Source organism: Rhodococcus sp. USK10, from assembly GCF_019378875.1.
Taxonomy (GTDB): Bacteria; Actinomycetota; Actinomycetes; order Mycobacteriales; family Mycobacteriaceae; genus Rhodococcus_F; species Rhodococcus_F pseudokoreensis.
This window is the reverse complement of sequence record NZ_CP076048.1, coordinates 4,387,509-4,413,200: the sequence shown is the minus strand read 5'-3', so window position 1 is coordinate 4,413,200 and position 25,692 is coordinate 4,387,509. Positions and strand designations below refer to the sequence as shown.

Below are 25,692 nucleotides of genomic sequence, written 5' to 3'. Positions count from 1 at the left end.
GAGACGAGAATCGGGAATCTTGCCGCTAGTTACCTCGGCCATCTTACTGGTACGTCTGGCCCAGGAGCGGGCTATGACACCCCTGAGCGCCCCGTAGGCGAATTTTCAGGGCGCTTCGGGAGTGAAAACCTAGGCCGACGCGCTCTCGGACGGACCGCCCGTGGCATTTCCCCACTGCCGGTCCTCGACGTCCAGCACGAACTCCGCGGCGAGTTGCGCGATGTCCTCGGCGTGGGAGATCGGCGACCAGTGACCGGCGTCGACCCCTCGACGACGCAGGTCGGGTGCCCACTTCTCGGTGTCCTCGTACCCGACGGGCCGCACCGCCTTGTCGTTCTCGTTCAGGATCAGCTGGACGGGAACGTCGGTGTACCGCTCACGTGGCTTGAACAGGCCGGTCCGGATGTTCGCCCGGTACAGCTTGAGACCGTTGACCATGTCGTCCGCCAGCGTCGGCGCCGGACGGACCAGAGCGGGGTCGAGACGGTCGAAGAACTTCAGGAACGCCGGCCAGTGCCGGGAGAACCACAGCCGCAGCGGCAGCGTCGCCAGGCCCGGAATCTGGAACAGGACGGTGTAGCCGGACGCGACGGCCTGCGCGAGCGGCCCACCGAACCGGCGGTCCGAGATGCGGCGGCGCATCCACTTGCCGAGGTGGTCGAGGTTCGGCCCGGAGACGGACGTGAACGACGCGATCCGTGTGCGGGCGCCCGGTTCGCAGACCGCCTCCCACGCCTCGACCGATCCCCAATCGTGCGCGAGCACGTGCACCGGCCTGCCCGGGCTCACGGCGTCGATCACCGCGAACAGGTCGCTCGCCAGGGCCGGCAGCCGGTAGTCCTCGACCCGGGTGGGCACGGTGCTCTCACCGGCGCCGCGGCTGTCGTAACTGACCACCCGGAACCGTTCCGTCAGGAACGGCACCACCCGGCTCCACAGTTCGTGGGTGTCGGGCCAGCCGTGGACGAGCACCATCGTCTCGCCGGCGGGATTGCCGTCCTCGAACACGGCGAGGTCGACGGAACCGTTGGTGATCCGCCGTGCTGTACCGGACGTGGATGAAGTCATGGGTGTCCTCTGGTCGTCGTTCGGATGCGGGAATCTGCGGGTTACAGGTCGAGGACGAGGCGGCCACTGTCGGCGCGGGACACGCAGATCAGCATCTCGTTCTCCTGCTCGGCGTCGGTGAGCCGGGTCTCCCGGTGGTCCGGGGTGCCGGACAGCACCTTGACCCTGCACGTCCCACAGAATCCCTGCTGGCACGAATACCCGACTCCGGGCATCGTCTTCTTGATCACCGTGAGCGCGGATTCGTCGGCGGGCACGGTGAGCACCTCACCGGTACTGACGAGCTGCACCTCGAATTCGCTTCCGTCGAGCACCGGCGGCGCCCCGAACCGCTCGAAATGCAAGGCGGTGGCCGGGCTTCCGGGAAAGGCGCGGCGCACCGACTCGAGCATCGGCGTCGGCCCGCAGCAGTACACGGCGCCGCCGGCCGCGGCACGCTCCAGCAACTCCTCGGCGGTGGGAAGTCCGAACTCGTCGTCGGGACGGATGAAAACCCGTGACCGATCGAATGTTTCGATCTCGTCGAGAAACGGCATCGACTCCCGCGACCGGCCCGAGTACACGAACTGCCAGTCCATCCCGAGATCGCGCGCGGCGCGCACCATCGCCAGGATCGGCGTGATGCCGATACCACCGGCGACGAAGAGGGCACTCCCCTCGCCCACGAACGGAAATCCGTTGCGCGGACCGCGAACCGTCACCGACGCCCCCGGCTCGAGGGCGTGCATCTCGAGGGATCCACCGCCGCCGTCATGGATCCGGCGGACGGCAATGCTGTAGCCCGTGCGATCGGACGGGTCGCCGCACAGCGAGTACTGGCGTCGCAGCCCGGACGGCAGGTGGAAGTCGAGGTGCGAACCCGGCTGCCACGCAGGAAGTTCCGCGCCGCCCTCGGCCTCGAACCGCAACTGCACCACGTTGTCGTCCAACGCGACGACGTCCCGCTGGGAGACAACCATTTTCATCGCCACGTCGGAGTTGTGCCCGGCGACGCCGGGGTCGTACTCGTACGCGGTGAGAACGCGGAGATACTTGGCGGCCACCGCCTCGGTGAGGCGCATGGCGCGGTCGGGACGCGGGCGGCCCTTGATGTCCGGTGGCGCGTCGTAGCGGGGCAGCCCCTGCCCGGTGAGCACCTCCCGAACCTGGGACAGCCTCATCGCTCGGCCGCCTGTGCCGCCGGCGAGGACGCCAGATATTGCACGGCCTGCGCCGTCGAACCCTCGTTGCTCGGGTGGTACGCACGCGTGAAATACGTCGACATCCGCTTGCCGAGTTCCCGGGCCGTGGGGAGGGTGCCGCGCTTGCCCGCCGCGAAGAAATCGGTCAGGTGCGGCTTGCGGCGGTGCGCCGACCACTGCGCGAGCTCCGGATCGTTCCGCATGAGGAATCGGGTTCCGCGCACCCACAGCCACACGATGACCGGGGTCACGATCAGCTGGGTGCGGATCCGCCGTGACTCCCGCTTGTCGAAGTACCGCATGACGTCGTACGCCACCGACCGGTGCTCGACCTCCTCGGCGCCGTGCCAGCGCAGCAGGTCGAGCATCGTCGGATGCAGCCCCGCGCGGTCGAGGCCCTCGGCGTTGAGCACCCAGTCGCCGAGAAACGCGGTGATGTGCTCGATGGCGGCGATGACCGCCAGTCGCTCGATCAGGTAGTTCTTCTCACGCAGACCGGTCAGCGGTCGCGGTCCGAGGATCTTGGAGAACGTCCATTCCATCTGCTCGGTGAAGGGTGTCGGATCGAGACCCTTCTCCTCGAGGTGCACCAGCACGCCGGTGTGCGCATTGGCATGCATCGCCTCCTGGCCGATGAACCCGACGACGTCGTCGCGGAGCTGTTCGTCCTCGATCAGCGGCAGTGCCTCTTTGAACGTCTCGACGAACCACTCCTCGCCCGCGGGCAGGAGAAGGTGCAGAACGTTGAGGACGTGCGTGGTGAACGGATCGCCCGGGATCCAGTGCATCGGGAGGTTCGACCAGTCGAACTCCACATTCCTGGCCTGCAGGAGGATGTGGTCCGGTTCGGGGATCGCGTTCCGGGGTGCAGTCGGGGCGGACATCTCACTACTCCTTCGTGCCGGCGGCTGCGCCACGACGAAGGCTTGTGGCACAGTTCACTCGATGACTTGGAGTAACTGTAACATCGGGTAATAGACAAAACTAGGGACCGAACGCCCGCTCCGGCCTATCCGTAGGTATCGCGGGGGCCGCGCCCCCGGATGTGCCGTTCGCCTTTTCGCCAGCTCGGCGCGGTCGGACCGGTGATCCGCAGTGACTTCACGACGCCGTCACCGACGGCCGCGGCGATCTTCGCGAGAATCTGCGACTGCATCATCCGGAGCTGGGTCGCCCAGGCCGTCGACTCCGCGGAGACACTCAGAATCCCGTCCCGCAGCCCGGTCGGCTCGGCGTGCGCGGCGATGTCCTCGCCGACCACCTGCACCCACCGCCCGAGGACGGTTCCCTCGGATACCTTGGGCGACCAGCCGCGTTGTTTCGCGAGCGCGCTGGTGAGCGCACCGAACGGCTGAGGATCGCGGTCGTCGGGCCCCGGACCGGACCAGCCTCGCCGGCGCCGGGCGCGCAGGGCACGCACACCGGTTCCGGACCGGCGGCCCTGCCCGACGGATTTTCCACTCGCCTTCGCCGCGGCCCGCGCCTCCTCGAGGGCACGCCGGGCGAGATCGATTCCCTTCACCTCCGGTTCGGGGGCCGCCGCGGGCGCGGTGGGTTCGGCATCATCCGTCACGGCGGTCCTCCGTCTCTTCCAGGATGTGTGAAATTCGTCCTCGATCGGTGTCGCGGGCCTCCACGCCGAATCGGACGGCGTCGAGTTCTTCCGGTACATCTTCCGCCACCGCGGCCGTGATCAGCACCTGTTCGGCGTCCAACGCCACCTTGGCTAGGGCACTGCGACGCTTGCGGTCGAGTTCGGCGAACACGTCGTCGAGCATGAGGACCGGATCGCTGCCGTCCGAGCGCAGCAGGGCGAATCCCGCGAGCCGCAGCGACAGCGCGAACGACCACGACTCGCCGTGACTCGCGAATCCCTTGGCCGGGGTGTCGCCGAGTTGTAGTTCGAGATCGTCACGATGCGGTCCGACGAGGCACACACCCCGCTCGATCTCCTTCGAGCGCATCACTGACAGCTCCTGGAGGAACCGCTCCTCGAGGAACGCGATGTCGCTGGACTCGGGCGCTCGCGCCGGCTCGGTGAACTCCGGCGGTAGCGAGGACCCCAGACTGGATCGGTAGCGGATGCTCGCGGGCCTCGACTCGGGCGCCAGCGACTGGTACGACTCGGCCAGGTGCGGCGCCAGATCGTGGACGAGATCCAATCGCCCGGCGAGCAGCTCGGCGCCGTGTGCGGCGAGATGTCCGTCCCAGACCTCCAGTGTGGCAAGAGCACTCACGCCGTCCTCGCTCGGCTGACCGCTGCCCCGCGAAGACCGTCGCAACGCTCCGCCCGCGGTCTTGAGCAAGGCCGACCGCTGCCGCAGCACCCGGTCGTAATCGGCACGGACCGCCGCCATCCGGGGGATCCGGGACGTGAGGAGTTCGTCGAGGTAGCGGCGTCGATCCCCCGGATCCCCGCGGACCAGCGACAGATCCTCCGGCGCGAACAGCACCGTCTGCAGAATCCCGAGAATCTCCCGCGGCCGCCGGGTGGGCGACTGGTTGATCCGGGCCCGGTTGGACTTGCCGTCGTTCAACTCGAGATCGACGGTCAGTTCCCGTCCGGTGTTGACGACGGTGGCCCCCGCGAACGCCTGAGCCGTACCCGTCCGGATCAGCGGGGCGTCCGAGCTGACCCGATGCGACGAGAGCGTCGACAGGTAACCGAGCGCCTCGAGCACATTCGTCTTGCCCTGCCCGTTGGGTCCGACGAAGACGGTGCAGCCCGGACGCAGGTTCAGACCGAGGGCGTCCCAGGAACGGAAGTCTCTGAGCGAGAGTGCGCGAACGAACACCTACGTTCCAGAACCGGCTTCTGCCTCGCCTGCCGCCTTCTTCACTGCGTGACCACCGAACTGGTTGCGCAGCGCCGAGACGGCCTTCATCGCGGGGGAATCGTCCTGACGGGACGCGAACCGCGCGAACAGTGCGGCCGAGATCACCGGCGCGGGCACGGCGTGGTCGATCGCCTCCAGCACGGTCCAGCGGCCCTCACCGGAATCGTCTGTGTAACCGGAGATCTCGGCGAAATCGGGATCCTCACCCAGCGCCTTGACGAGCAGTTCCAGCAGCCACGATCGGACGACGGTGCCGTTGGTCCACGCGCGCAGCACACCGTGGACGTCGGTGACGAGGTCTTCGGCCTCGAGCAGTTCGTAGCCCTCCGCGTACGCCTGCATCAGTCCGTACTCGATGCCGTTGTGGATCATCTTCGCGTAGTGGCCTGCGCCGACCGGGCCCGCATGGACGAATCCGTCCGCACGCTCACCCTCGGGGCGCAGTGCGTCGAAGATCGGCAGCGCCCGCTCGACGTCCGCGGCCGACCCGCCGACCATCAACCCGTAGCCGTTCTCGAGTCCCCAGACCCCGCCGGACACACCGCAGTCGAGGTAGCCGATGCCGTGGGAACCGAGCAGCTCACCGTGAATCTTGTCGTCGGTGTATCTCGAGTTGCCGCCGTCGATCACCAGGTCGCCGCTCTCGAGCACCGACGTCAGTCCGGTCACCGTGTCCTGGGTGATCTTCCCCGCCGGAACCATCACCCACACCACGCGCGGAGACTCGAGTCGCTGCGCGAGTTCCGCCAGCGACGCCACATCCGTGACCTCGGGGCGGGGGTCGTAGCCGACCACCTCGTGCCCGTGCGCGCGCAACCGCTCGCGCATGTTGAATCCCATTTTTCCGAGCCCGACCAACCCGATCTGCATCGTGATCTCCGTCCACTCGTGAGATTTCTTACGGCAGTACTGATTTCGCTTCCGCGAACCGTCAGCCCGGCAGACGCACCGGCATCAGCAGGTACGTGTACGCGCTCTCGGGTGCCGCGAAGTTTCCGGAATCGTCGGGCTCGATCTCGTCTTCGGTGGCCGGACGCAGCACCGCGGGGCGGCTGGGGGTCGTGAAGCCGAACAGCACCTGCTCGCTGTGCAGCGAGGACAGCCCGTCGATCAGGTAGCCGGGGTTGAAGGCGATGGTGAGCGGCTCGCCCTGGAACATCGCGTTCAAGCCTTCCTCGGCGCGACCGGCATCGTCGCCACCGGCGGAGAGCAGCAGGCCCTCGGTGGAGAACTGCAGGCGGACCTGTGCACCGCGCTCGGCGACGAGGGCGACACGCTTGATGGCCTCGACGAGCGGAGCGATCTCCACGGTGGCCAGCGCGGTGTGCTCGGACGGCAGCAGCTGCCGGAACTTCGGGAACTCGGCGTCCAGCAGTCGGGTGGTGGTGCGACGGCCGTCGTTGACGATGCCGAGAAGGCCGTCGTTTCCGACCGCGGAACCCGAACCGAGAGCCAGCTCGACCGGCGAAGTGGCATCTCCCGCAAGCGTTTTCGCCGATTCGGAGAGCGTCTTCGCCGGGATGAGCACGGCCGCGGTGGTGTCCGGGTTCGCCGGCGACCACTCGAGTTCGCGGACCGCGAGACGGAACCGGTCGGTGGCCGCGAGCACGATCGCGTTGCGTTCGATCTCGACCCGGATACCGGTGAGCATCGGCAGGGTGTCGTCCTTGCCCGCCGCGACAGCCACCTGACTGATCGCCTCGGAGAACAGGTCCGCGGGAATCGAGCCGGTCTGCTGCGGAAGCTGCGGAAGCTGGGGATAGTCCTCGACCGGCATGGTGGGCAGGGAGAACTTGGCGCTTCCGCAGGTGATCAGCACGCGGGTGCCCTCGAGTGTCACGTCGACGGGCTTGTTGGGGAGCGACTTCGTGATGTCGGCGAGAAGCTTGCCCGAGACCAGGACCTGACCGACGCTACCGACCTCGGCCCCGACCCTGACCTGGGCCGACACCTCGTAGTCGAATCCGGAAACCGTCAACCCTTGCTCGGTCGCGTCCAGGAGAACTCCGCCGAGGACGGGGACAGGAGGCCGCGACGGCAGACTGCGAGCGACCCATGCCACTGAATCAGCGAATTCTTCCCGGGAGACACGAAACTTCAGGCTTCCAAGCTCCATCGCCGGGTTGTTCCTCTCGGTAGGCACGGTTGTTCGCCACGGTCGGGCCGTGACCACAGCACTGCAGTCTTTCACAGAGCGGCGATGCATAACCGTATGCCCTCGAGGACGAACTTGAAAGCGGAACGCTTCCGTCCTCGAGTCTCAGGCGGAGGCCTGTGAACGGACGCGATCCCCAACCCTGTTTTCAAAGAGTTTTTTATAAGAATTAATGAGAAGTACTATTAGGTCCTGTGGAATCTGTGGACGAACAGCTGTAGACGCTGGTCCCTCCGCCTACCCGTATGGGGAATTCTCGAGGACAAACTCGAGGACCGATTTGCCACCCGTGTGGACTACTCGAGGTTGTTCAAAGTTCTGCACGTTCTGTCCACAGAGATTCCACCTCATCCCCACACTTATCCACAGGTGTGCATGCTTTATCCCAGGTCCAGGCGTCGGCGTGTTGTCCCGGTGTGTCGCGCCGGCGGGGGTTCGTGCGGGCCTCGAGTAGACCCTCGAGCGGTACCTCGAGGACCCGCTCGAGCCCACCCTCGAGGACCGGCTCGAGGAGCCCCTCGAGTTGCTCGCGGCGGCGGAGTCGGGCCACAACCCCCGTGAAACGACCTGTGCCCCCGGTAACCGAGCTACCAGGGGCACAGGAGAGATGGGGGCGGGCGACTACCTCTTGGAACGCTGCTTGATCCGGGCGGTGAGCTCCTGGACCTGGTCGTAGACCTTCCGCCGCTCCGTCATCTCCTTGCGAATCTTCTTGTCCGCGTACATGACGGTGGTGTGGTCGCGGCCGAACGTCTGCCCGATCTTTGGCAGCGACAGATCGGTCAGCTCACGGCACAGGTACATGGAGATCTGGCGGGCCGAAGCCAGCGGACGCGCCTTGCCGGGCCCGCACAGGTCGTCGATCGACATGTTGAAGTACTCCGCGGTGACCGCCATGATCGTCGCCGCATTGATCTCGAGACTCGACGAGTCCGGCATCAGGTCACGCAGCACCACCTCGGCGAGCGTGAGGTCCAGGGGTTGCCTGTTCAGGGACGCGAACGCCGTCACACGGATGAGGGCACCCTCGAGTTCCCGGATGTTGCGTTCGATCCGGGATGCGATCAACTCGAGGACGTCGTCGGGCACCTCGAGCCGGTCCATTCGGGCCTTCTTGCTGAGGATGGCGATGCGGGTCTCGAGCTCGGGGGGCTGAACGTCGGTGATCAGGCCCCATTCGAACCGGGTACGCAGGCGTTCCTCGAGTGTCGCCAGCTGCTTCGGCGGCCGGTCGGAGGAGACGACGATCTGCTTGTTCGCGTTGTGCAGGGTGTTGAAGGTGTGGAAGAACTCCTCCTGGATACCTTCCTTGCCCTCGATGAACTGGATGTCATCCACCAGCAGCACGTCGGTCTCGCGGTAGCGACGCTTGAACGCCACCTTGCGGTCGTCACGGAGGCTGTTGATGAAGTCGTTGGTGAATTCCTCGGTGGAGACGTACTTCACGCGCATCCCCGGGAACAGCCGCTGGGCGTAGTGGCCGGCGGCGTGCAACAGGTGCGTCTTGCCGAGGCCGGACGCACCCCAGATGAACAACGGGTTGTACGCGCGCGCCGGGGCCTCGGCGATGGCGACCGCCGCGGCGTGGGCGAACCGGTTGGACGAGCCGATCACGAACGTGTCGAAGGTGTACTTCGCGTTGAGGCTGTTTCCGCCCGTCGCCGCAGGTGCGGGGCCCGCGGGCGGCTTCGTGAAGTACGACGGCCAGGATTCGTGGACGCTGGCGAGGGCCTCGCTGTCGTCGTCCACCTCCTCGAAGTCAGTGGTGTCCGAGTAGGGCTGGTCTTCGCCGGAGCCGAAGCGGCGCCTGCGGAACGTGCCGGAGCTGGTGACGGAAGGTTCGAGGTGGCGAGGGGTGTGGACCACAGGTTCCGGGTCGGGCCTGCGCTCCCGGCCCGGGGCCTCGGATTCGGGTTCGTCGTCGACCGGTGCGGCGATGCGCACACCGAGACCCTCGACCTGCTCACCGAGATGGCGGCCGAGCGCGTGGAGGATCGGCTCCCGCAGATCCCGTTCGATCGCTTCCTGCGCGAAGGGTGACGGAACGGACAGGAGCGCGAAGCCCTGTGCGAGTGTCAGCGGTTTGACGAGCGCCAACCACGCCTTCTGTCCCCTCGTCAACGGCGGCAGATCGCCGCCGGGCGAATCGGATGTGAGGTCGGCGACGACGTCGATCCAGATCCGTGCGAGCGCATTCGGATCGTCGTTCACGTGGTTCCTCCCCAGTGTGTTCGCGGACTCGGCGCGTGCGGTGCCGAGTCCAGTGTCGGTGCCGTCGTCGAGGCGGAAATGGGAGCTTCCCCGACCTGAGGATGGACCCCGTACGGACCTACGAATATGCCATCTGAACTGTGTTTCCACACAATTATCCACAGATGTGGACAAACCGCAGACGCCGTTTGTTTGGGCGTTGTGGCGTGGCGAGGAGTCCAGATTGAGCGCGCTGACCTGCGCTTATGCATACGAAACCTGGATGAGCGGGTTCGGGGACCCGAGAAGTGAAGGGCGTCAGGAACCCTCGTGATGATCCGAAGCGGGACACCATCTGTGCCCTGTGGATGAATTGTGGTGAATGTGCAGATGAGAACGGTGAAGTCGAGAGCTGGGCACTCGATCAGGGTTCATCGGCGAGACCATGCATAGACGCTAGCAACAGTGTCGGCAAGCTCACAGCGGTTTGGCACATTGGAAGTTGGGGTGCAAGCATTTGTCGATCCTCGGCGTGTCGGTCAGCCGATTCGCGGGGGAATCGCAGGTGAGCGAGTTTGACCTGACCGGGAGTGGTAAGTACTCTCGAACAGTCACCCTGTGGTGAGGTGGCGGTTTCGTGCTGGCTTGAGTCCAGTTTCGAAGTCGTTTCATCCCCACCTGTGGATGAACACCTGAGTTTTCGCCAATGTTAGATCCATGACGCCGGGAGGCGTCGATGAACTTCGAGGAGTGTTGACCGTGGCCAAGGGCAAGCGGACGTTCCAGCCGAACAACCGACGCCGCGCGCGCGTTCACGGCTTCCGTCTTCGTATGCGGACCCGTGCGGGTCGTGCAATCGTTTCGGCGCGTCGCCGTAAGGGCCGCGAATCCCTCACCGCCTGATCCCGACACTGGGTTCGGGAGCTCGGGGTGTTGCCTGAGCCGCACCGATTGCGTCGTCATTCAGATTTTTCGTTGACTGTGCGACGTGGTCGTCGGATGGGAAGACGCGACCTGGTTGTACACGCTTTCGATCGTGTACAGGCAGATGAGCTGGTGAGTAGCGGCGGTCCGCGATTCGGACTGGTTGTGAGTAAGGCTGTCGGGCCGGCGGTGATTCGACATCGAGTCGCACGCCGGCTTCGTCATATCTGCATCGACCTCGTGGACGTGGTTCCACGGGGAACCGATGTGGTGATTCGCGCTCTTCCGGGAGCTGCGACTGCAAGTAGCCGGGACCTGGAGAAGCAACTCCGTGCAGGTCTCCTTCGATTGGACCTTCTTGCGCCCGTGAGTAACTCCACATGAAAAGCGCACTCCACGAGTCGCGCGCCGACACGGCCGAGGGCACGTCCTCGGCCTCTTCGGCGTGGAAGTCGGTCCGTGCGTTACCGGCGCGCACTCTCATTTTCTTCATCGAGCTCTACCGGACGTATGTGTCGCCCCTGCGGTTGCCGACCTGCCGGTTCATGCCGACCTGTAGCGAGTACGCGGTGGAATCCCTGCGTACCCACGGGGCGATCAAAGGCCTTCTTTTGACGGTGGTTCGGTTGGCGAAGTGTGCCCCCTGGCACCCTGGAGGGTGGGACCCGGTCCCTGCCCGTCACGACCGTCATGCGGGTAGCCGTCGTTGCTGTCCGGCGAACGTGGACGAACAGAGGAGTACATAGAGCCGTGCTCGACTTCATTTACTATCCGGTGTCCGGGATCCTGTGGGTCTGGCACAAGGTTTTCGGTGCCATTCCCTTCCTGGGTCCGGACAGCGGCATCACGTGGGCGCTCTCCGTGGTGTTCCTCGTGTTCACGCTGCGTGCCGTGCTGTACAAGCCGTTCGTCAAGCAGGTCCGCACGACGCGCCAGATGCAGGAACTTCAGCCGCAGATCAAGGCTCTGCAGAAGAAGTACTCGGGTGACCGCCAGCGCCAGGCCACCGAGATGCAGAAGCTCCAGAAGGAGCACGGGTTCAACCCGATCATGGGCTGCCTCCCGGTTCTCGCGCAGGCGCCGGTCTTCATCGGCCTGTTTCACGTGCTTCGCTCGTTCAACCGCACCGGCACCGGTATCGGTCAGCTCGGCATGTCGGTCGAGGCCAACGCCAACACCCCGAACTACTTTTTCAGCGTCGAGGACGTGCAGTCCTTCCTGAGTGCCCGCCTGTTCGGTGCCCCCATCTCGGCGTGGATCACGATGCCGAAGGCGCAGCTCGACGCATTCGCCGCATACGGTCCCATTCCCACCGTGTTGAACATCGCGGTTGTCGCGGTCCCGCTGATGGTCATCGCCAGCATCGCAACGCACTTCAACTCGCGTGCCTCCGTCGGGCGTCAGAGCCCCGAGGCTGCCGCGAACCCCCAGTCTGCGATCATGAACAAGCTCGCACTGTGGGTCTTCCCTCTGGGTGTTCTCGTCGGCGGTCCGTTCCTCCCCATCGCGATCCTCCTGTACTGGGTGAGTAACAACATCTGGACGTACGGGCAGCAGCACATCGTCTTCCGTCGCATCGACGCGGAAGAGGAAGAGAAGAAGCAGGCCGCCATCGCACGCCGCGCGGACAATGCTCCGAAGCCCGGCGCACGGCCCGATCTCACCAAGAAGAAGAAGAAGTCCGCGACCGCAACGGACGGTTCTCCCCCCGACAGCGAACCGGAGATCGTCGAGGGCGTCATCGAAGGCGACGTCTCCGATCAGCCGAGTGGCGACGGTTCGGCGTCCAAGCCGAAGCCCGGTGCCCGCCCCCAGTCCAACCGCGGAAAGTCCCCCAAGCGCAAGCGGCGCTGATTCAGAAAAGAGAACGAGCATGGCTAGTGAGCCTGACATCGCAGTGGACGGAGATGAGACAGACGTGACTGCACCGACGCAGAACCCGGACACCGAGGTGGATTCCGATTCTGACGACTACCTGATCGAGGAAGGGGAAATCGCCGGCGACTACCTGGAGCAGCTGCTCGACGTACTCGACTTCGACGGCGACATCGACCTGGACGTCGAGGGCGACCGCGCTGTTGTCAGCATCGACGGTGGAGACGATCTCACCAAGTTGGTCGGGCGCAAGGGTGAGGTGCTGGACGCACTTCAGGAGCTGACTCGCCTCGCCGTGCAGCAGGCGACGGGCGAACGCAGTCGACTGATGCTGGACATCGCCGGATGGCGTGCCGGCCGTCGCGCCGAACTGACCGAGCTGGGTTCCTCGGCAGCACGTCGCGTACTCGAGAGCGGTGAACGTGAGGAGCTCGCTCCGATGACACCGTTCGAGCGCAAGATCGTTCACGACGCAGTCGCGAAGGTCGACGGCGTATCGAGCGAGAGTGAAGGCGCCGAGCCGTCACGTCGCGTGGTCGTCATCAAGGACTGATCCACACACGCACCACCAAGACGGGGCTCCCGGATTCACCTCCGGGAGTCCCGCCTTTTTCTACGCGTAGTCGCGGGAGTCGATGTGCCGGTTAGTCACTTTGGTTTCGTTTCGTTTCACGTGAAACACAGACCCCTCCCCTCCCCCACCGAGAGATCCGTGCCCGACCTCCGTCGCGCAGCGGATGTAGACGCGGCGGCACGTAAGAACTGAACGTCGTGTGGCATGCGGGATGTCGTCGGTGGAAGGTCGGGCCGAGACTGGGCACCGGCGGACCCGAGTCACCGCCGACCTGTCCGCCTACGGACCGCATTGCCTTTCGCGGTCCGGAAGTCGAGCAGACCTGGTAGGTGGTGCTCGAGTCGCACTCGAGATCAAGCGCGCCGCCGATTGGAACTTCTCAAAGTGAAAAACGGGCCGACGTCGCGCGGGCGGACAGGCTCTGCGCCGGGTGCCTACCCGACGGGTGCACCGAGCCGAGCAGTCGCGCACAGTCCTCGAGTCCTGGACAGCCACTCACGTGACACCGAACCTCACAGTCACCGAGCCTGGCGATGAGTTTGGACGCTGTCGGAAGTCCACATCATCTAAGAGACCGACCAAGTGCCGTCGACTGAATGGAATGACTGATGAGCGAGGACGAACAACAGATCCGGGATCTGATCGACCGCTGGGCCGAGGCCGTGCACGGTGGCGACATGGCTGGGGTCCTCGCGGACCACTCCGACGACATCGTGATGTTCGACGTGCCACCACCCTACGTAGGTGCTCGCGGGATTGATGAGTATCGCGAGACATGGCCACCATTCTTCGAATGGCAGTCGAGTGGTGCGAGGTTCGAGTTGGTGTCATTGGATGTGACCGCGGGCGAGGATGTTGCATTCGCCCACGCGCTCCTCCGGTGCGGAACGGAAGCGGAGCTCGCCGACAATCCGGAGAACCGTCTTCGGCTTACTGTCGGGTTGCGGAAGGAAGTTGGTCGTTGGCTCATCGCTCACGAACATCAGTCCTTCCCCGACACCAGTGTCTGACGGGCGGTCGATGTGGGTCGGCGATGGTCATATTTTCGGGACATTTCGGGCGAACTTAGGTTGTAGTTTCACCCACCCGACCACACCCGGGAGTTTCGTCACTGTGATGATTACGAAACTGGGAATCACCGGTGCGACAGGGCGAGTCCGATGGAAGCGCGGGCGGCAGTCGGAAACAGGCATTCGCACGAAGTCTGTTCCACGTGAAACACCGCCCCGATGTTCCACGTGAAACTGCTCGGCACACAACCGGCGCGGTGAACTCTTGTCGTCGAAGGCTACGCGAGGCGGGACGGGCAGGAACGAGGTGCCACGTCGCGGGTGGGGCACCGCGACCTCGCCGCGACAGGATCGATTGGCTCGTCCGCTATCCGGATGTCATCTCCGTCGGGGCGACAGTGCGAGGGGCACAGTCTTCCCGGCGGCCGCGTGCTCGTCCGGCGGTTCCACGTGAAACATCCCGTGGGCGATGGCGATGCGGGGTCCGCGGTGCCCCGTTCGTCAACGGCTGATGTGCCCGAGCGTGTGCCCCGAGCGCCGTCGCTTCCGTGGCGAGAGTTCACCCTCCCCGGATCGAGACGGCATGTCGCAATGAGACAACCGCCTCCCGCCCGCGGCAATGCGCCATCCGGTCGGCGGTGATCGCGAACATGTTGCCGGTGAAGTCGAACGACGCGGGAACCGCGGACGGGACCGAGTGCTGGACGACGATCGTCTGATCCTCGCCGTCCCACTCCATCGTGAAGTCGACGGCACTGGACGAGCCCGATTTCGCACCGGCGAACGCGGGCATGTCCTTGCCGTCGACCGTGATGATGATGACGACGCCGGTCCTGACGCCTGCCTGCCCCGCGGGGCCCGTCCCGGACCGCCAGCGGAACGCCCAACCACTCCCCTCCCCCCACCGGAAGGGGTGCGGCTCGACACTGTCCGGCGTTGCGCGTTCGAGTTGAGGGACATAGTCGCGGGCGAGGGCGGATAATGGAGAGGCTGTGTTTGTTGATTTCGCGTTATTCGCGGGAGGATGTTTCACGTGGAACCGAATGCTGGAGAGCCGGCCGAATGGGACGAACAAGCGGCGGCACGCCAGGTGTTCGGTGAACGATTCGATATTGCGGAGCGCTACTACAAGTCGTTGGCGACCGACGGTGTCGAGCGGGGGTTGATCGGACCGCGGGAGGTTCCGCGACTCTGGGAACGTCACCTTCTCAACTGTGCCGTCGTCGGCGAGTTGATCGCTGAGGGCGAGTCGGTCGTCGACGTCGGAAGCGGGGCTGGACTGCCCGGTATCCCCTTGGCGATCGCACGGCCCGATCTCCGCATCACGTTGGTCGAGCCCCTGCTGCGCCGGTCGGTGTATCTCGCGGAGTTCGTCGAATCGAACGGGCTGGACGTGCTCGTCGTCCGTGGCCGTGCCGAGGAGTCCGGTGTTGTGAAGGAAGCCGGCGGCGCGGACGTCGTCACTTCCCGGGCGGTGGCGCCGTTGGAGAAGTTGGCCAAGTGGTCGCTGCCGCTGATCCACGAGCATGGGAGAATGCTCGCATTGAAAGGTTCGAGCGCCGCCGAAGAGATTTCCCGTGATCGCGCTTCCCTGACTCGGTTGGGTGCTGGCAAGCTGGATATCGTGGAATGCGGGGTGGGCCTGCTTCCTGTCCCCACCGTTGTCGTTCGGGCAGAACGTTTACCGAAACGCCGTCAGCGTCGATGACGATGAGCACGGTGGACCAGGGAGTGAGTATGTCGAGTAACGAGCGATTCCCAATTGAAGGAGTAGTCAATGTCGGGTGGGCCTGAATCCGCCGTTTCACGTGAAACAGTGTCACGTGAAACCGACCATCAATCCGACCAGGCGACGAGCTCCGGGAACGGAGACGACGGATTCACTGCCCCCTACAACGGAATCTCCGTCGAGGAGACTCCGATAGGAGCCGCCGCGCACCGCGCGAGTCAGGTGCTGCACCCGCACTCGGTATCCCTTCCGAAGCCGCCCGAACGGCGAATCCTCACCATTGCGAATCAGAAGGGCGGCGTCGGTAAGACGACGAGTGCCGTCAACCTCGCGTCCGCTCTGGCGGTTCAGGGACTGACCGTTCTGGTGATCGACCTCGACCCTCAGGGCAACGCCAGCACCGCATTGGGCGTCGCCCACCACTCTGGTGTGCCGTCCAGCTACGAGCTCCTCCTCGGTGAGGTGACGGCCGCGGAAGCGATCCAGAAGAGCCCGCACAACGACCGGCTGTTCTGCATTCCCGCCACGATCGACCTTGCCGGCGCAGAGATCGAACTGGTCTCCATGGTCGCCCGCGAGGGCCGGCTGAAGGGTGCACTGTCCGAGAAGGCACTCGGCGAGGTGGATGCCGACTTCATCCTGATCGACTGCCCGCCGTCGCTCGGACTGCTCACGGTGAACGCCATGGTCGCCGCCAAGGAGGTGCTGATCCCGATCCAGTGCGAGTACTACGCACTCGAGGGTGTGGGACAGCTGCTGCGGAACATCGAACTGGTGCAGGCGCATCTCAACCCCGACCTTCACGTGTCGACGGTCCTTCTCACGATGTACGACGGCCGCACCAAGTTGGCCGACCAGGTGGCCGAGGAGGTTCGCAATCACTTCGGGGACGCGGTCCTCCGCGCTGTCATTCCGCGCAGCGTCAAGGTGTCCGAAGCTCCCGGATACGGGATGACCGTGCTCGATTACGACCCCGGTTCACGGGGAGCCATGAGTTACCTCGATGCGGGACGTGAACTCGCAGCACGCACCGCGCACATCACGAAGCAGGAGCAGCGATGAGTCAGACGCGTAAGGGTGGACTTGGCCGTGGACTGGCTGCGCTCATTCCTACCGGACCGACCACGACCGGCCCGGGGTTGGGTAACGCCGCCGCCGACGTCGTGATCGGGGCGGACCGGCGCAACGTGCTGACCGCACCCGCCCCGGACTCGTCGGACTCTGCGACCGACGAGAAGACCGCTCCCGCGTCCAAGGGAAACAAGTCCAAGGGAAACAACGGAGCGAGCAACGAGGCCGACGGCGCATCCGGCAATGGCGCCCAACCCCTCCCCTCCCCCACCGGAGCGGTGTACCGGGAAATCGCTCCCGACCTGATCGTGCGGAACCCGAAGCAGCCGCGTCAGGTGTTCGACGACGACGCTCTCGCCGAACTCGTCCACTCGATCCGCGAGTTCGGGCTGATGCAGCCGATCGTGGTGCGCCCGCTCGATGACGGCAAGTTCCAACTCGTCATGGGCGAGCGTCGGTGGCGTGCCAGCCAGGAAGCCGAGTTGGAGACGATTCCGGCCATCGTCCGTGAGACCGGCGACGACGCCATGCTCCGCGACGCACTGCTGGAGAACATCCACCGCGTCCAGCTGAACCCCCTCGAAGAGGCTGCGGCGTACCAGCAGTTGCTCGAAGAGTTCGAGGTGACCCACGAGGAACTGGCGGCGAAGATCGGCCGCTCGCGTCCCGTCGTGACGAACATGATCCGACTGCTGAAGTTGCCGATTCCCGTGCAACGACGCGTCGCGGCGGGTGTGCTGTCCGCCGGTCACGCTCGCGCGCTGCTGTCCCTGGAGGCCGGCGCTGACGCGCAGGAAGTGATGGCGGCACGTATCGTCGCGGAGGGCATGTCGGTTCGCGCGACGGAGGAGGCAGTGACGCTCGCCAACCGCAACGACGACCAGGCGCAGCCCGCCCAGCGCCGCAAGCCGATCCAGATGCCGGGACTGCAGGACGTCGCCGAGCGGTTGTCCGATTCGTTCGACACGAGGGTCACGGTCAGCCTCGGCAAGCGCAAGGGCAAGATTGTGGTCGAGTTCGGTTCGGTGGACGATCTTCAGAGGATCGTTGGGATGATGGAGGCACAGAAGGCCGATTCGTGAGCGCCTGAGAGAGGTGGAAGTACCCGCGGATGATCCGTCACTGTGACAGCGGCCGCCGGCGGACCGAATCCGGCAGAACTATCGGGGGCGAAACACATTGAATACCAGAGGATGTCGAATGATCTGCGGTAGTGACATATGGAGGCTGAGCTAGCCAGTGTCGACTCACGTCACATCGCTCACTCTCGACGGCTTGGACAAACTCTCCGCCCATGCCCGTCGCTGTGTCTTCTGGGAGATGGATCCGGCGGCGATCCACAGTTCGCGCGGATTCTGCGACCAGGAATTCGAGAAGGAAGCGTGGCTGTCCATGGTCATGCTGGAATGGGGGTCGTGCGGCCAGGTCGCCGTCATGGACGGGAAGCCGGTCGGCAGCGCCCTCTACGCTCCCCCACGGACCGTGCCCCGCGCGCAGCTACTCCCGACCGCTCCGGTCGGTGCCGACGCAGTACTTCTCACGAGCCTCCGGCTCGAACCGGCCGGCGAAGAACAGAACCTCGGGACCACGTTGATCCAGGCCGTCGTGGCCGATCTGGTGCGCCGCGGTGTTCGCGCGCTCGAGGCGTTCGGGATCCGCAGTACCGAGGAAACCGGGCCGATCGACACAACGGGATTGGCCTCGGCTACCGCGGCCCGTGAGTGCTCCCCCGAGGAGTGCATGATCCCGGCGGACTTCCTCGAGGACAACGGCTTCGAAATCGTCGCGCCCCATCACCGGTTCCCGCGACTGCGGCTCGAACTGAACCGCGACCACGGATGGAAGGAAGACGTGGAGGCCGCGCTGGAGCGTCTCATCCACACCGCATCCGTGAGCCTGGTCGACATCGGTGAGCGGACACCCGTCGGAGCGCACTGAGCGCTCGGGCGGGAGATTAGAAGCGTTCGGAGGAAGACAGCTCTTCGGCGAGCAACTCCGCGAAAGTGAACGTTCCGGTCGGCTGATCGTCCTGACCGAGCAGGTACAGACGCTTCACGGAAATCAGGATCGCCTCGGCGATGGCGTCGCGCGCCCGCGGGTTGGAGAGAACCGTGGCGTCCAATTCGTTGGTGAGGTACCCGAGGTCGATCTGCACGGTCGGCATGTTCGTCAGGCGCAACAGATCCCAGGTGCGGCCGTGGGTGCGGCAGTCCTGCAAGGGCGTCCGCGCCACGATCTCCCGCTGGATGAATCCGGTGAGTACCTGACCGATCATCGACGTCGAACCGTGCGAGTTGCCGAAGTGGAAGCTGGCGACACCGTTCGCGGACGGGCTGGTGTTCCCGTCGCAGCGCAGCGAGATCATCAGGTCGGCATCGAACGCGTTCGACGTGGATGCGCGTTCGACGTCGGTGGGGTTCTCGTGGTGCGGGCGGGACAGGAACGTCTCCATCCCCGTGGCGGCCATGCGACCTTCGAGTCGGCTGGCGAGATCCCACAGGATGTCGGACTCCGAGATGGTGCCGTAGGGGGAACGGACGATGGTGCCGTAGGTGTTGCCGCCGAGGCCCGGATCGATGACGATCCGCTTGCCGCTCAGCTGCGGTCCGGAGCTACGGACCATTTCTTCTTCGCTCATCGCGTGCGGTGACCCACCGGTGACGCGGGTGCCGAGTAATTCGAGCGACCGCAGGGTGGCGGGACCACAGATGCCGTCGGCGACGATCCCGATCTCCCGCTGGAACGAGGACAGGGAGTCGTGGGTCTGCGGGCCGAAGAAGCCGTCGACGCGGCCGACGTAGAAACCGAGGTCCTGCAGGCGGGTCTGCAGGGTGGCGACGTCGTCGCCGTAGAGCGGTGCGGACAGCTGGTAGATCAGCGTGCGCGCGCCCAGGCGGTACGACGCCTCTTTCATGGACCGGTAGGTGGCCGGGCCCACGATTCCGTCGACGAGGAGCCCACGCTGCTGCTGGAAGGCCCGTACGGCGCTGTCCAGGTGATGATCGAACACGGCGTCGGGGGCGATCCAGTGAGATCCGTTGATGCCCTCACGCCGGGTGCCGGGCACACCGTTGTGCAGGAAACCGAGACCGGCCAGAGTGCCCCGAATCTCAGCGACGGCCGGACCATGGTCGCCGTGACGGAGTCGGTGCATGTTTCAGGGCCTCTCAGTCCGAATCAACGAGAAATACGAATCTCGGTACAAACAAAACGATCGATGTGCCCGGTCGGTCTAGCTGATGCGACTGGAGCACATCGATCGATTGTCTCAGAGATTCCCACAAAATCGGGAATCGCGCTGGGTGTTCGGGTGTCGATCAGAGAACGTCGGCGAGCTCTTTCAGCAGCGCAGCCTTGCCCTTGGTACCGACGATCGTGTTGATCGGCTTGCCGTCCTTGAACAGGATCAGCGTGGGGATCGACATGACCTGGAAGTCGCGGGCAGCGCCCGGGTTGGCGTCGATGTCGAGCTTCGCGATGGTCAGCTTGTCGCTGTGCTCACCGGCGATCTCCTCCAGGACGGGGGCGATCATCTTGCACGGGCCGCACCAGGTGGCCCAGAAGTCGACGAGGACGGGCTTGTCGCTGGAAATGACGTCCTGCTGGAACGAATCATCGGTGATGGTGACGGTATTCGACACGGGGATTTCCCTTACTCGAGATGGGTGGGTGTGTGTGGCCGGCTCAGGCGTCGACCGGTGAGCCGGCGGCGGCGACGGTGTTGGCGGTGATGTCGCCGCGCTCGGCCAGCCAGCGCTCGGCATCCATCGCCGCGGAACATCCGGTGCCGGCAGCGGTGATCGCCTGCTGGTAGATGTGATCGACGAGGTCACCTGCGGCGAAGACGCCGTCCACGGAGGTGGCCGTGGACGGGTTCTGGACGATCACGTAGCCGGCCTCGTCGAGGTCGACCTGACCCTTGACCAGTTCGCTGCGCGGATCGTGGCCGATGGCGACGAACATGCCGGTGACGTCCAGCGTGGACGTCTCACCGGTGACGGTGTCGCGGATCACGAGGCCGGTGACGCTGTTCTCCCCCAGCACCTCGACGGGTGCCGCGTTGGTCACGAACCGGATCTTCGCGTTCGCCTTGGCGCGCTCGAGCATGATGCGGGACGCGCGGAATTCCTCGCGGCGGTGCACCACGGTGACGCTGCGCGCGAAGCGGGTGAGGAAGGTGGCCTCCTCCATGGCGGAGTCGCCGCCGCCGACCACGACGATGTCCTGATCCTTGAAGAAGAATCCGTCGCACGTGGCGCAGGCGCTGACGCCGCGGCCGAGCAACTTCTCTTCCCCGGGAATCCCCAGGTAGCGGGCTGCGGCACCCATCGCCAGCACGACCGCGTGCGCCTGGTAGGTCTCGCCGTTCACGACGACCTTCTTGATCGGCCCGGTGAGGTCGAGTTCCTCGACGTCCTCGGTGCGGATGTCGGTGCCGAAGCGCTTGGCCTGCTCGCGCATCTGGTCCATCAGGTCGGGTCCCATGATTCCCTCGCGGAATCCGGGGAAGTTCTCGACCTCGGTGGTGGTCATGAGGGCGCCACCGAACTGGGTCCCCTCGAACTGCAGCGGTTCGAGTTCCGCGCGCGCCGCGTAGACGGCGGCGGTGTATCCGGCAGGTCCCGAACCAACGATGATGAGTTCATGAACCGTCGATGGAGTGGTCATGCGGGCCTTCCAGTAGTGAGGGGTGCTCAGTCGTATGGATCAACACAAGACTAAAGGGTGTTGTTCCCGGACTGCAGGTGATACCGGTCGCTCCCCTCGCAGGCCACGTGATCAGCGCAGTGTCTCCCGGATGACGCAGTGCGTGCCCGTGTAGATCGTGGGCATGCACTTGTTGCAGTGGATGCACAGTCCCTCGGCGACGTGCCGGTCGCGGAACTTGTTCACGAGGTCCGGGTCGCGGAGCAGGGCGCGGGCCATTGCGACGAACTCGAATCCTTCGCCGAGCGCGTTCTCGATGGTGTCGAGCCGGTTGATTCCGCCGAGGAGGATCAGCGGCATCGACAGGGCGTCGCGGAACTGCCGGGCCATCGGCAGGAAGAAGGCCTCCTCGAACGGGTAGGTCGGAAAGATGCGCGGCCCGTACATCTTCAGTCCCCAGCCCACCAGCTTCGGCTGTGAGGCAACGAATTCCGCCATCGGGACTTCGCCGCGGAAGAAGTACATCCCGTTGAGCAGCGAGCTGCCGCCGGTGAGCTGCATCGCGTCGAGGTGCCCGTCGGCTTCGAGGATCTGGGCGATGCGGAGACTGTCGTCGAGCCACAGCCCTTTCGGGACACCGTCGGTCATGTTGAATTTGGCGGTGACGGCCACCGAGTCGCCGACGGCGTGGCGCACCCGCTCGAGCACCCGGCGCGGGAACGCCGCCCGCCGCTCCAGGCTGCCCCCGTACTCGTCCGTGCGCCGGTTGAGATTGGGGCTCATGAACGAGCTGAGCAGATAGTTGTGGCCGAGGTGGACCTCGATCGCGTCGAATCCGGCGTCGACGGCGTTGCGTGCCGTGTTCTCGAAGTCGCGGGTGACCTCGTCGAGTTCGTCCCGGGTGGCACCCCGCACGAGGCCCATCGCGGGCGGGCTGAGGCGAGTGGACGGCGCGAGGGTCTTGGTGCGGTTGGACAGCGTGTTCGCGACCAGACCGGCATGACCGATCTGGGCGGCGGCCAATCCCCCTTCGGCGTGGACGGCGTCGGTGAGCCGGCGCAGGTCGGGGACGTGGGCGCGGTCGAGTACCAGGGTGTTCGCGTGGACGCGTCCGCCGGGTGAGACGGCGCAGTACGCGACGGTCGTCAGGGCGGCGCCGCCGCGAGCGACCTCGGCGTGGAAGTCGACGAGCCGGTCGGTGACCCGGCCGCGGGGCATGACGCCCTCGAACGTGGCGGCCTTCACGATGCGGTTGCGCAGCGTCAGGGGGCCCAGGCGGGCCGGCTCCCAGATATCGGGCTGCGGTGGTGGAACGGTCATGGTGGTCTGCCTTCGGGGGGAAGTGATGGGTGCTCAGGCGAACGTCGCGGCCAGCGCCGCGCGGGCCGGTCGCCAGGTGAGTCCGAGTTCGTCGCGGGTTCGCGAGTCGTCCGTCGGGGTGGCCGAGGTGAGGAGCCAGGCCGCCTCGTAACCGAGCCCCGGGCTGAGGGGTGTGAGCCTGCCGATCACGTCGGCGATCCGCCCGATGGTGCGAAAGGCGCCGCCCGACAGCGGGATGCGCCGGATACGACGACCCGACGAGTGTTCGAGGACGTCGACGAGCTGATTGAACTCGACGAGTTCGCCGCCGCAGACGTACCGGCGTGGACCACGGCCGGGGTGCATCGCGGCGGCATGGACGGCGGCCACGTCCCGCACGTCGATCATCTGCATGCCGCCGTCGAATCGGGGCGCCACCCTGCCGCCGACGATCGCGCCCCAGCCCTGTTCGGTGACACCCTTCGTGTGTCCGAGACCGGGGCCGACGACGCTGGTCGGGTAGGTGATGACCACCGGGGCGCCCGCGTCCTGGAGCGCGCGGGCGATGCGGTCGGCGGCGGCCTTGGTGCGGCCGTAGGCGCTACGGCCCGACGCCGTCGGACTGTCCGGGCCGATGACGGCGTCGGGCGACGGAAACAGGGCGCTGAAACTTGCGACGTGGACGATCGGATCGAGCCCGAGGAAGGCCGCGCGGGTGAGGATCGCGGCGGTGGCCTGTGTGTTGATCTCCCACATCAACTGTTCGCGGCGGTCGTCGGTGCCCACCACCCCGGCGGCGTGGAGGAGTGCGTCGCAGCCGTCGAGCAGGCGCGACACCGTTTCGGCGTCGCGGATGTCGCCGACCACCGGTTCGATCCGTGCGGCGTCGGCCCCGGCCGCGGCGAGCAGGGCGTCGGGAGATTCGGTGGGGAGGACCAGCAGCCGAACCGTGTGGCCGTCGGCGAGCAGCGCCAGCGTGGTGTGGGCGCCGACGTAGCCGGTGCCACCGGTGACCGCGATCTTCATGTATCTGCCTCGTTCGAATTACGGTGCCACTGGACTCGTAATGGGTACGATATAGCGCGGACGGCACTTCTGTCCCACAATTCGAACCAATGAATGCAACCGGAACCGGCCGCCCCCGCGACCCACGGATCGACACCGACGTCCTCGCGGTCACCCGCGCGATGCTCGTGGAGTCGGGCTGGGAACAACTGAGCATGCGCGCCATCGCGACGCGGTCCGGGGTGAGCAGGGCGTCCATCACCAGACGGTGGCCGTCGAAGGCGCACCTGGTTCTCGACGCGATCCTCGGCGCGACACCCGACCTGACGCCGTTCGAGGGCACCGACCGCGAGGGCTGGATCCGCTGGGTGGTGACCGGCAGTGCCGAACTGTTCTCACGGCCGGAGGTGCGGGCGGCCACGCCGGGACTGCTGGCCGCGATACGGGACCACGACGATCTCCGGACCGCGCTCTGGCGGGGATTCAGCGGGCCGAGTACTCAACTGTTCGGGAGCGCGGACTCCGGGGAGTCGAGCACCGCGACGGCCGTGCTGGTGCTCGCCGCAGGCGCGGCCCTGTTCACGAGCCTGATCGCCGTCGAAGACGACACTCCGGAACTGCGGGCGAAGATCCTCGAGTTGCTCATGCCGGTCGCCCGCTCGGAATCCGAAAGAGACTGAGGGTCAACCGATGTCGGTGACGGCGATCGTGGCCGGATCGCCCGCGCCGCACTCGCGGCCCACCACCAGGGCGGTGATCTGCGGCGGACGCGGCGCGGCCACCAGGAGCAGTACCCCGGGAACACCGTCGACGCGGACCTCACCGGACCCGAGAAGGGCACGGTCCGGCTCGATGCCGTTGACGCGCAGGCAATCTGCGAGCCGATCAGGATCCTCGAGCGGTCCGAGCTGCCGCGAACCGATCACGGTGAGGAGGCGTCCGGAGTCGAGGTCAGAGCCCAGGTCGAGGACCGCCGGTGCCTGCGAGGTCTCGGAACCGGGCAGGGCAACGGGCGGCGGCTCGGATTCCCGGCCGTCCGGTACGACGACCGCGACGGCCACCACGACCGCTGCCGCCGCCGCAAACGTTCCCGCGGCAGCGGCAGCCCACTTCCGGCGCCGGGCGAGCGGCACCACCGTCGCCTCGGCGGGGGTGTCGCGTTCCGCGGCGAGGGCGCGGTTGATGCGGTCGGCGATGTCGGCGGGGATCGGGGTCGAGACGGAATGGTCGCGGCCGAGCGCACCGAGCTGATCCGTCACCCGGTCGAGGGCGTCGATGACGGCCATCGCCTGCGGGTCGCTGCGGACGAGTGGCCACAGGCGATCGCTGACCGACTCCGGAAGCACCCCGGCATGCAGATCCGCGAGTAGGTCCTCGGAGTAGGGAGGTTCGGGCAGCGCGGTATCGGACGGCTCGGATTCACGGTCGGCCATGGCACCTCCTCACCGAGTCATCGTGGTCCGGGACATGGTCCGGGACGTCAGGACGCGTCCCCGCTCCTATTACGTTTTGACGCTGCGGAGTCATGATCGGTTCCCCTCCACCCGAAAATATTCGAGAGAGGCGGCCAGCTTCTTCCGGCCGCGGGCGCAACGGCTCTTCACGGTGCCCTCCGGAACCCCGAGAAGCGCCGCGGCCTCGCTGGTCGATCGGCCCTCGAGGTCCACGGCCACGATCGCGGTCCGCTGATCCGGCGGGAGCTGCGCCAGAGCGCGCTCGACCACCAGGCTGAGCTCCACCTCGGAAACGTAATCGCGGGCGTCGCGCGGTTCGTCGTCCTCGTCGGCGGACAGGGACACCGCCGGACGGGCCTTGTTGCGGCGGATGCGGTCGAGGCAGGCGTTGACGACGATCGTGTGCAGCCAACTGCGGACCGCGGCGTCCCGGCGGAACGAGCCCGCGTTGCGATGCGCCGACAGCAGCGCCTCCTGCAGGGCGTCCGCCGCGTCCTCGGTGGTGTAGCTGGTGCGTTTGGCGACGTGCCACAGGTGGTCGTAATGCCGTCCGAGCAGGGTCTCGAAGGCGTGCCGATCGCCGGCGACGTGCGCAGCCAACAGGTCGACGTCCGAGGGCTCACCCTCGGAATCCCCCCGGAAGATTCGCACCGGCGGATGTTAGCTCAGTTCG

General features: G+C 66.0%; 26 protein-coding genes and 1 pseudogene. 11 read left to right on the top strand and 16 right to left on the bottom strand.

Going from position 1 to position 25,692, the window contains the following annotated elements:
- Nucleotides 1-129 precede the first annotated feature (129 nt).
- From I1A62_RS27255 to dnaA, 8 genes and pseudogenes are all read right to left on the bottom strand, one after another.
- On the bottom strand, nt 130-1,068 hold the full coding sequence (locus I1A62_RS27255; protein ID WP_219455402.1) for an alpha/beta fold hydrolase: 939 nt from the start codon (nt 1,066-1,068) through the stop codon (nt 130-132).
- A 41-nt stretch (nt 1,069-1,109) separates the two neighbouring features.
- On the bottom strand, nt 1,110-2,228 hold the full coding sequence (locus I1A62_RS27250; RefSeq protein ID WP_124392352.1) for a PDR/VanB family oxidoreductase: 1,119 nt from the start codon (nt 2,226-2,228) through the stop codon (nt 1,110-1,112).
- Complete coding sequence (locus I1A62_RS27245) at nt 2,225-3,133, bottom strand: metal-dependent hydrolase (RefSeq protein ID WP_124392353.1); 909 nt, start codon at nt 3,131-3,133, stop codon at nt 2,225-2,227. The genes I1A62_RS27250 and I1A62_RS27245 overlap by 4 nt, the downstream gene beginning before the upstream one ends.
- Nucleotides 3,134-3,258: 125 nt before the next feature.
- Nucleotides 3,259-3,822 carry a DUF721 family protein gene (locus I1A62_RS27240; RefSeq protein WP_124392354.1) on the bottom strand — a complete coding sequence of 188 codons (564 nt, stop codon included), beginning with the start codon at nt 3,820-3,822 and terminating at the stop codon, nt 3,259-3,261.
- Complete coding sequence (gene recF, locus I1A62_RS27235; protein WP_219455401.1) at nt 3,812-5,044, bottom strand: DNA replication/repair protein RecF; 1,233 nt, start codon at nt 5,042-5,044, stop codon at nt 3,812-3,814. The genes I1A62_RS27240 and recF overlap by 11 nt, the downstream gene beginning before the upstream one ends.
- Nucleotides 5,045-5,971 (bottom strand): annotated as a pseudogene (gene gnd / locus I1A62_RS27230) (phosphogluconate dehydrogenase (NAD(+)-dependent, decarboxylating)); the annotation flags it as partial.
- Between the two features lie 46 nt (nt 5,972-6,017).
- Entirely contained in the window at nt 6,018-7,202 is a 1,185-nt protein-coding gene (gene dnaN / locus I1A62_RS27225; protein ID WP_124392357.1) for a DNA polymerase III subunit beta, read from the bottom strand.
- Nucleotides 7,203-7,862: 660 nt separating this feature from the next.
- A complete protein-coding gene (gene dnaA / locus I1A62_RS27220; protein WP_124392358.1) occupies nt 7,863-9,452 on the bottom strand; it encodes a chromosomal replication initiator protein DnaA in 1,590 nt (529 codons plus the stop codon).
- Between the two features lie 738 nt (nt 9,453-10,190).
- On the opposite strand from dnaA, the gene rpmH reads away from it, so the two are divergent.
- The 6 genes from rpmH (at nt 10,191) to I1A62_RS27190 (ending at nt 13,814) form a co-directional block, all read left to right on the top strand.
- Nucleotides 10,191-10,334 (top strand): 50S ribosomal protein L34, encoded by a 144-nt coding sequence (rpmH, locus tag I1A62_RS27215; RefSeq protein WP_005263481.1) that lies wholly within the window; start codon nt 10,191-10,193, stop codon nt 10,332-10,334.
- 27 nt (nt 10,335-10,361) lie between these two features.
- Nucleotides 10,362-10,739 carry a ribonuclease P protein component gene (gene rnpA / locus I1A62_RS27210; RefSeq protein WP_072942740.1) on the top strand — a complete coding sequence of 126 codons (378 nt, stop codon included), beginning with the start codon at nt 10,362-10,364 and terminating at the stop codon, nt 10,737-10,739.
- Nucleotides 10,736-11,101 (top strand): membrane protein insertion efficiency factor YidD, encoded by a 366-nt coding sequence (yidD, locus tag I1A62_RS27205; RefSeq protein WP_087554932.1) that lies wholly within the window; start codon nt 10,736-10,738, stop codon nt 11,099-11,101. Before rnpA ends, yidD begins: the two co-directional genes overlap by 4 nt.
- Before the next feature lie 4 nt (nt 11,102-11,105).
- The gene (yidC, locus tag I1A62_RS27200; RefSeq protein ID WP_124392359.1) at nt 11,106-12,209 is read left to right on the top strand and encodes a membrane protein insertase YidC; all 1,104 of its coding nucleotides are present in this window, start codon (nt 11,106-11,108) and stop codon (nt 12,207-12,209) included.
- A gap of 19 nt (nt 12,210-12,228) precedes the next feature.
- Nucleotides 12,229-12,783 carry a protein jag gene (locus I1A62_RS27195; RefSeq protein ID WP_037234922.1) on the top strand — a complete coding sequence of 185 codons (555 nt, stop codon included), beginning with the start codon at nt 12,229-12,231 and terminating at the stop codon, nt 12,781-12,783.
- Between the two features lie 626 nt (nt 12,784-13,409).
- Nucleotides 13,410-13,814 (top strand): SgcJ/EcaC family oxidoreductase, encoded by a 405-nt coding sequence (locus I1A62_RS27190; RefSeq protein WP_257890970.1) that lies wholly within the window; start codon nt 13,410-13,412, stop codon nt 13,812-13,814.
- Between the two features lie 559 nt (nt 13,815-14,373).
- Here I1A62_RS27190 and I1A62_RS27185 read toward each other — a convergent pair.
- Entirely contained in the window at nt 14,374-14,607 is a 234-nt protein-coding gene (locus I1A62_RS27185; RefSeq protein WP_219455396.1) for a hypothetical protein, read from the bottom strand.
- 231 nt (nt 14,608-14,838) lie between these two features.
- Between I1A62_RS27185 and rsmG the strand changes: the two genes are divergently transcribed.
- From rsmG to I1A62_RS27165, 4 genes are all read left to right on the top strand, one after another.
- On the top strand, nt 14,839-15,522 hold the full coding sequence (rsmG, locus tag I1A62_RS27180) for a 16S rRNA (guanine(527)-N(7))-methyltransferase RsmG (RefSeq protein WP_012690670.1): 684 nt from the start codon (nt 14,839-14,841) through the stop codon (nt 15,520-15,522).
- A 69-nt stretch (nt 15,523-15,591) separates the two neighbouring features.
- Complete coding sequence (locus I1A62_RS27175; RefSeq protein ID WP_087554928.1) at nt 15,592-16,605, top strand: ParA family protein; 1,014 nt, start codon at nt 15,592-15,594, stop codon at nt 16,603-16,605.
- The gene (locus tag I1A62_RS27170; protein ID WP_124392362.1) at nt 16,602-17,696 is read left to right on the top strand and encodes a ParB/RepB/Spo0J family partition protein; all 1,095 of its coding nucleotides are present in this window, start codon (nt 16,602-16,604) and stop codon (nt 17,694-17,696) included. The genes I1A62_RS27175 and I1A62_RS27170 overlap by 4 nt, the downstream gene beginning before the upstream one ends.
- 157 nt (nt 17,697-17,853) lie before the next feature.
- The gene (locus tag I1A62_RS27165; protein ID WP_124392363.1) at nt 17,854-18,552 is read left to right on the top strand and encodes a GNAT family N-acetyltransferase; all 699 of its coding nucleotides are present in this window, start codon (nt 17,854-17,856) and stop codon (nt 18,550-18,552) included.
- A gap of 16 nt (nt 18,553-18,568) precedes the next feature.
- Here I1A62_RS27165 and I1A62_RS27160 read toward each other — a convergent pair whose 3' ends face one another.
- The 5 genes from I1A62_RS27160 to I1A62_RS27140 form a co-directional block, all read right to left on the bottom strand.
- On the bottom strand, nt 18,569-19,768 hold the full coding sequence (locus tag I1A62_RS27160; protein ID WP_124392364.1) for an N-acetylmuramoyl-L-alanine amidase: 1,200 nt from the start codon (nt 19,766-19,768) through the stop codon (nt 18,569-18,571).
- 163 nt (nt 19,769-19,931) lie between these two features.
- Nucleotides 19,932-20,255: a thioredoxin gene (gene trxA / locus I1A62_RS27155; protein ID WP_005249122.1), complete on the bottom strand. Its 324-nt coding sequence runs from the start codon at nt 20,253-20,255 to the stop codon at nt 19,932-19,934.
- A gap of 43 nt (nt 20,256-20,298) precedes the next feature.
- Nucleotides 20,299-21,282 carry a thioredoxin-disulfide reductase gene (trxB, locus tag I1A62_RS27150; protein WP_124392365.1) on the bottom strand — a complete coding sequence of 328 codons (984 nt, stop codon included), beginning with the start codon at nt 21,280-21,282 and terminating at the stop codon, nt 20,299-20,301.
- Between the two features lie 111 nt (nt 21,283-21,393).
- On the bottom strand, nt 21,394-22,581 hold the full coding sequence (gene nox, locus I1A62_RS27145) for a 4,4'-dithiodibutanoate disulfide reductase (RefSeq protein ID WP_219455394.1): 1,188 nt from the start codon (nt 22,579-22,581) through the stop codon (nt 21,394-21,396).
- A 33-nt stretch (nt 22,582-22,614) separates the two neighbouring features.
- Nucleotides 22,615-23,586: an NAD-dependent epimerase/dehydratase family protein gene (locus I1A62_RS27140; RefSeq protein ID WP_219455392.1), complete on the bottom strand. Its 972-nt coding sequence runs from the start codon at nt 23,584-23,586 to the stop codon at nt 22,615-22,617.
- Between the two features lie 89 nt (nt 23,587-23,675).
- Between I1A62_RS27140 and I1A62_RS27135 the strand changes: the two genes are divergently transcribed.
- The gene (locus I1A62_RS27135; protein ID WP_219455390.1) at nt 23,676-24,245 is read left to right on the top strand and encodes a TetR/AcrR family transcriptional regulator; all 570 of its coding nucleotides are present in this window, start codon (nt 23,676-23,678) and stop codon (nt 24,243-24,245) included.
- Between the two features lie 3 nt (nt 24,246-24,248).
- Here I1A62_RS27135 and I1A62_RS27130 read toward each other — a convergent pair whose 3' ends face one another.
- Both I1A62_RS27130 and sigM read right to left on the bottom strand, forming a co-directional pair.
- Entirely contained in the window at nt 24,249-24,998 is a 750-nt protein-coding gene (locus I1A62_RS27130; RefSeq protein WP_124392369.1) for a hypothetical protein, read from the bottom strand.
- A 90-nt stretch (nt 24,999-25,088) separates the two neighbouring features.
- On the bottom strand, nt 25,089-25,670 hold the full coding sequence (gene sigM, locus I1A62_RS27125; protein WP_124392370.1) for an RNA polymerase sigma factor SigM: 582 nt from the start codon (nt 25,668-25,670) through the stop codon (nt 25,089-25,091).
- Between the last annotated feature and the right edge of the window lie 22 nt (nt 25,671-25,692).

Coding starts and splice junctions, on each gene's coding strand:
- I1A62_RS27255 (WP_219455402.1), bottom strand. CDS start 1,068: ATGACTTCATCCACGTCCGGTACAGCACGGCGGATCACCAACGGTTCC.
- I1A62_RS27250 (WP_124392352.1), bottom strand. CDS start 2,228: ATGAGGCTGTCCCAGGTTCGGGAGGTGCTCACCGGGCAGGGGCTGCCC.
- I1A62_RS27245 (WP_124392353.1), bottom strand. CDS start 3,133: ATGTCCGCCCCGACTGCACCCCGGAACGCGATCCCCGAACCGGACCAC.
- dnaN (WP_124392357.1), bottom strand. CDS start 7,202: ATGGAGCTTGGAAGCCTGAAGTTTCGTGTCTCCCGGGAAGAATTCGCT.
- yidD (WP_087554932.1), top strand. CDS start 10,736: ATGAAAAGCGCACTCCACGAGTCGCGCGCCGACACGGCCGAGGGCACG.
- I1A62_RS27195 (WP_037234922.1), top strand. CDS start 12,229: ATGGCTAGTGAGCCTGACATCGCAGTGGACGGAGATGAGACAGACGTG.
- I1A62_RS27185 (WP_219455396.1), bottom strand. CDS start 14,607: ATGCCCGCGTTCGCCGGTGCGAAATCGGGCTCGTCCAGTGCCGTCGAC.
- rsmG (WP_012690670.1), top strand. CDS start 14,839: ATGTTTCACGTGGAACCGAATGCTGGAGAGCCGGCCGAATGGGACGAA.
- I1A62_RS27175 (WP_087554928.1), top strand. CDS start 15,592: ATGTCGGGTGGGCCTGAATCCGCCGTTTCACGTGAAACAGTGTCACGT.
- I1A62_RS27170 (WP_124392362.1), top strand. CDS start 16,602: ATGAGTCAGACGCGTAAGGGTGGACTTGGCCGTGGACTGGCTGCGCTC.
- I1A62_RS27160 (WP_124392364.1), bottom strand. CDS start 19,768: ATGCACCGACTCCGTCACGGCGACCATGGTCCGGCCGTCGCTGAGATT.
- trxB (WP_124392365.1), bottom strand. CDS start 21,282: ATGACCACTCCATCGACGGTTCATGAACTCATCATCGTTGGTTCGGGA.
- nox (WP_219455394.1), bottom strand. CDS start 22,581: ATGACCGTTCCACCACCGCAGCCCGATATCTGGGAGCCGGCCCGCCTG.
- I1A62_RS27140 (WP_219455392.1), bottom strand. CDS start 23,586: ATGAAGATCGCGGTCACCGGTGGCACCGGCTACGTCGGCGCCCACACC.
- I1A62_RS27135 (WP_219455390.1), top strand. CDS start 23,676: ATGAATGCAACCGGAACCGGCCGCCCCCGCGACCCACGGATCGACACC.
- I1A62_RS27130 (WP_124392369.1), bottom strand. CDS start 24,998: ATGGCCGACCGTGAATCCGAGCCGTCCGATACCGCGCTGCCCGAACCT.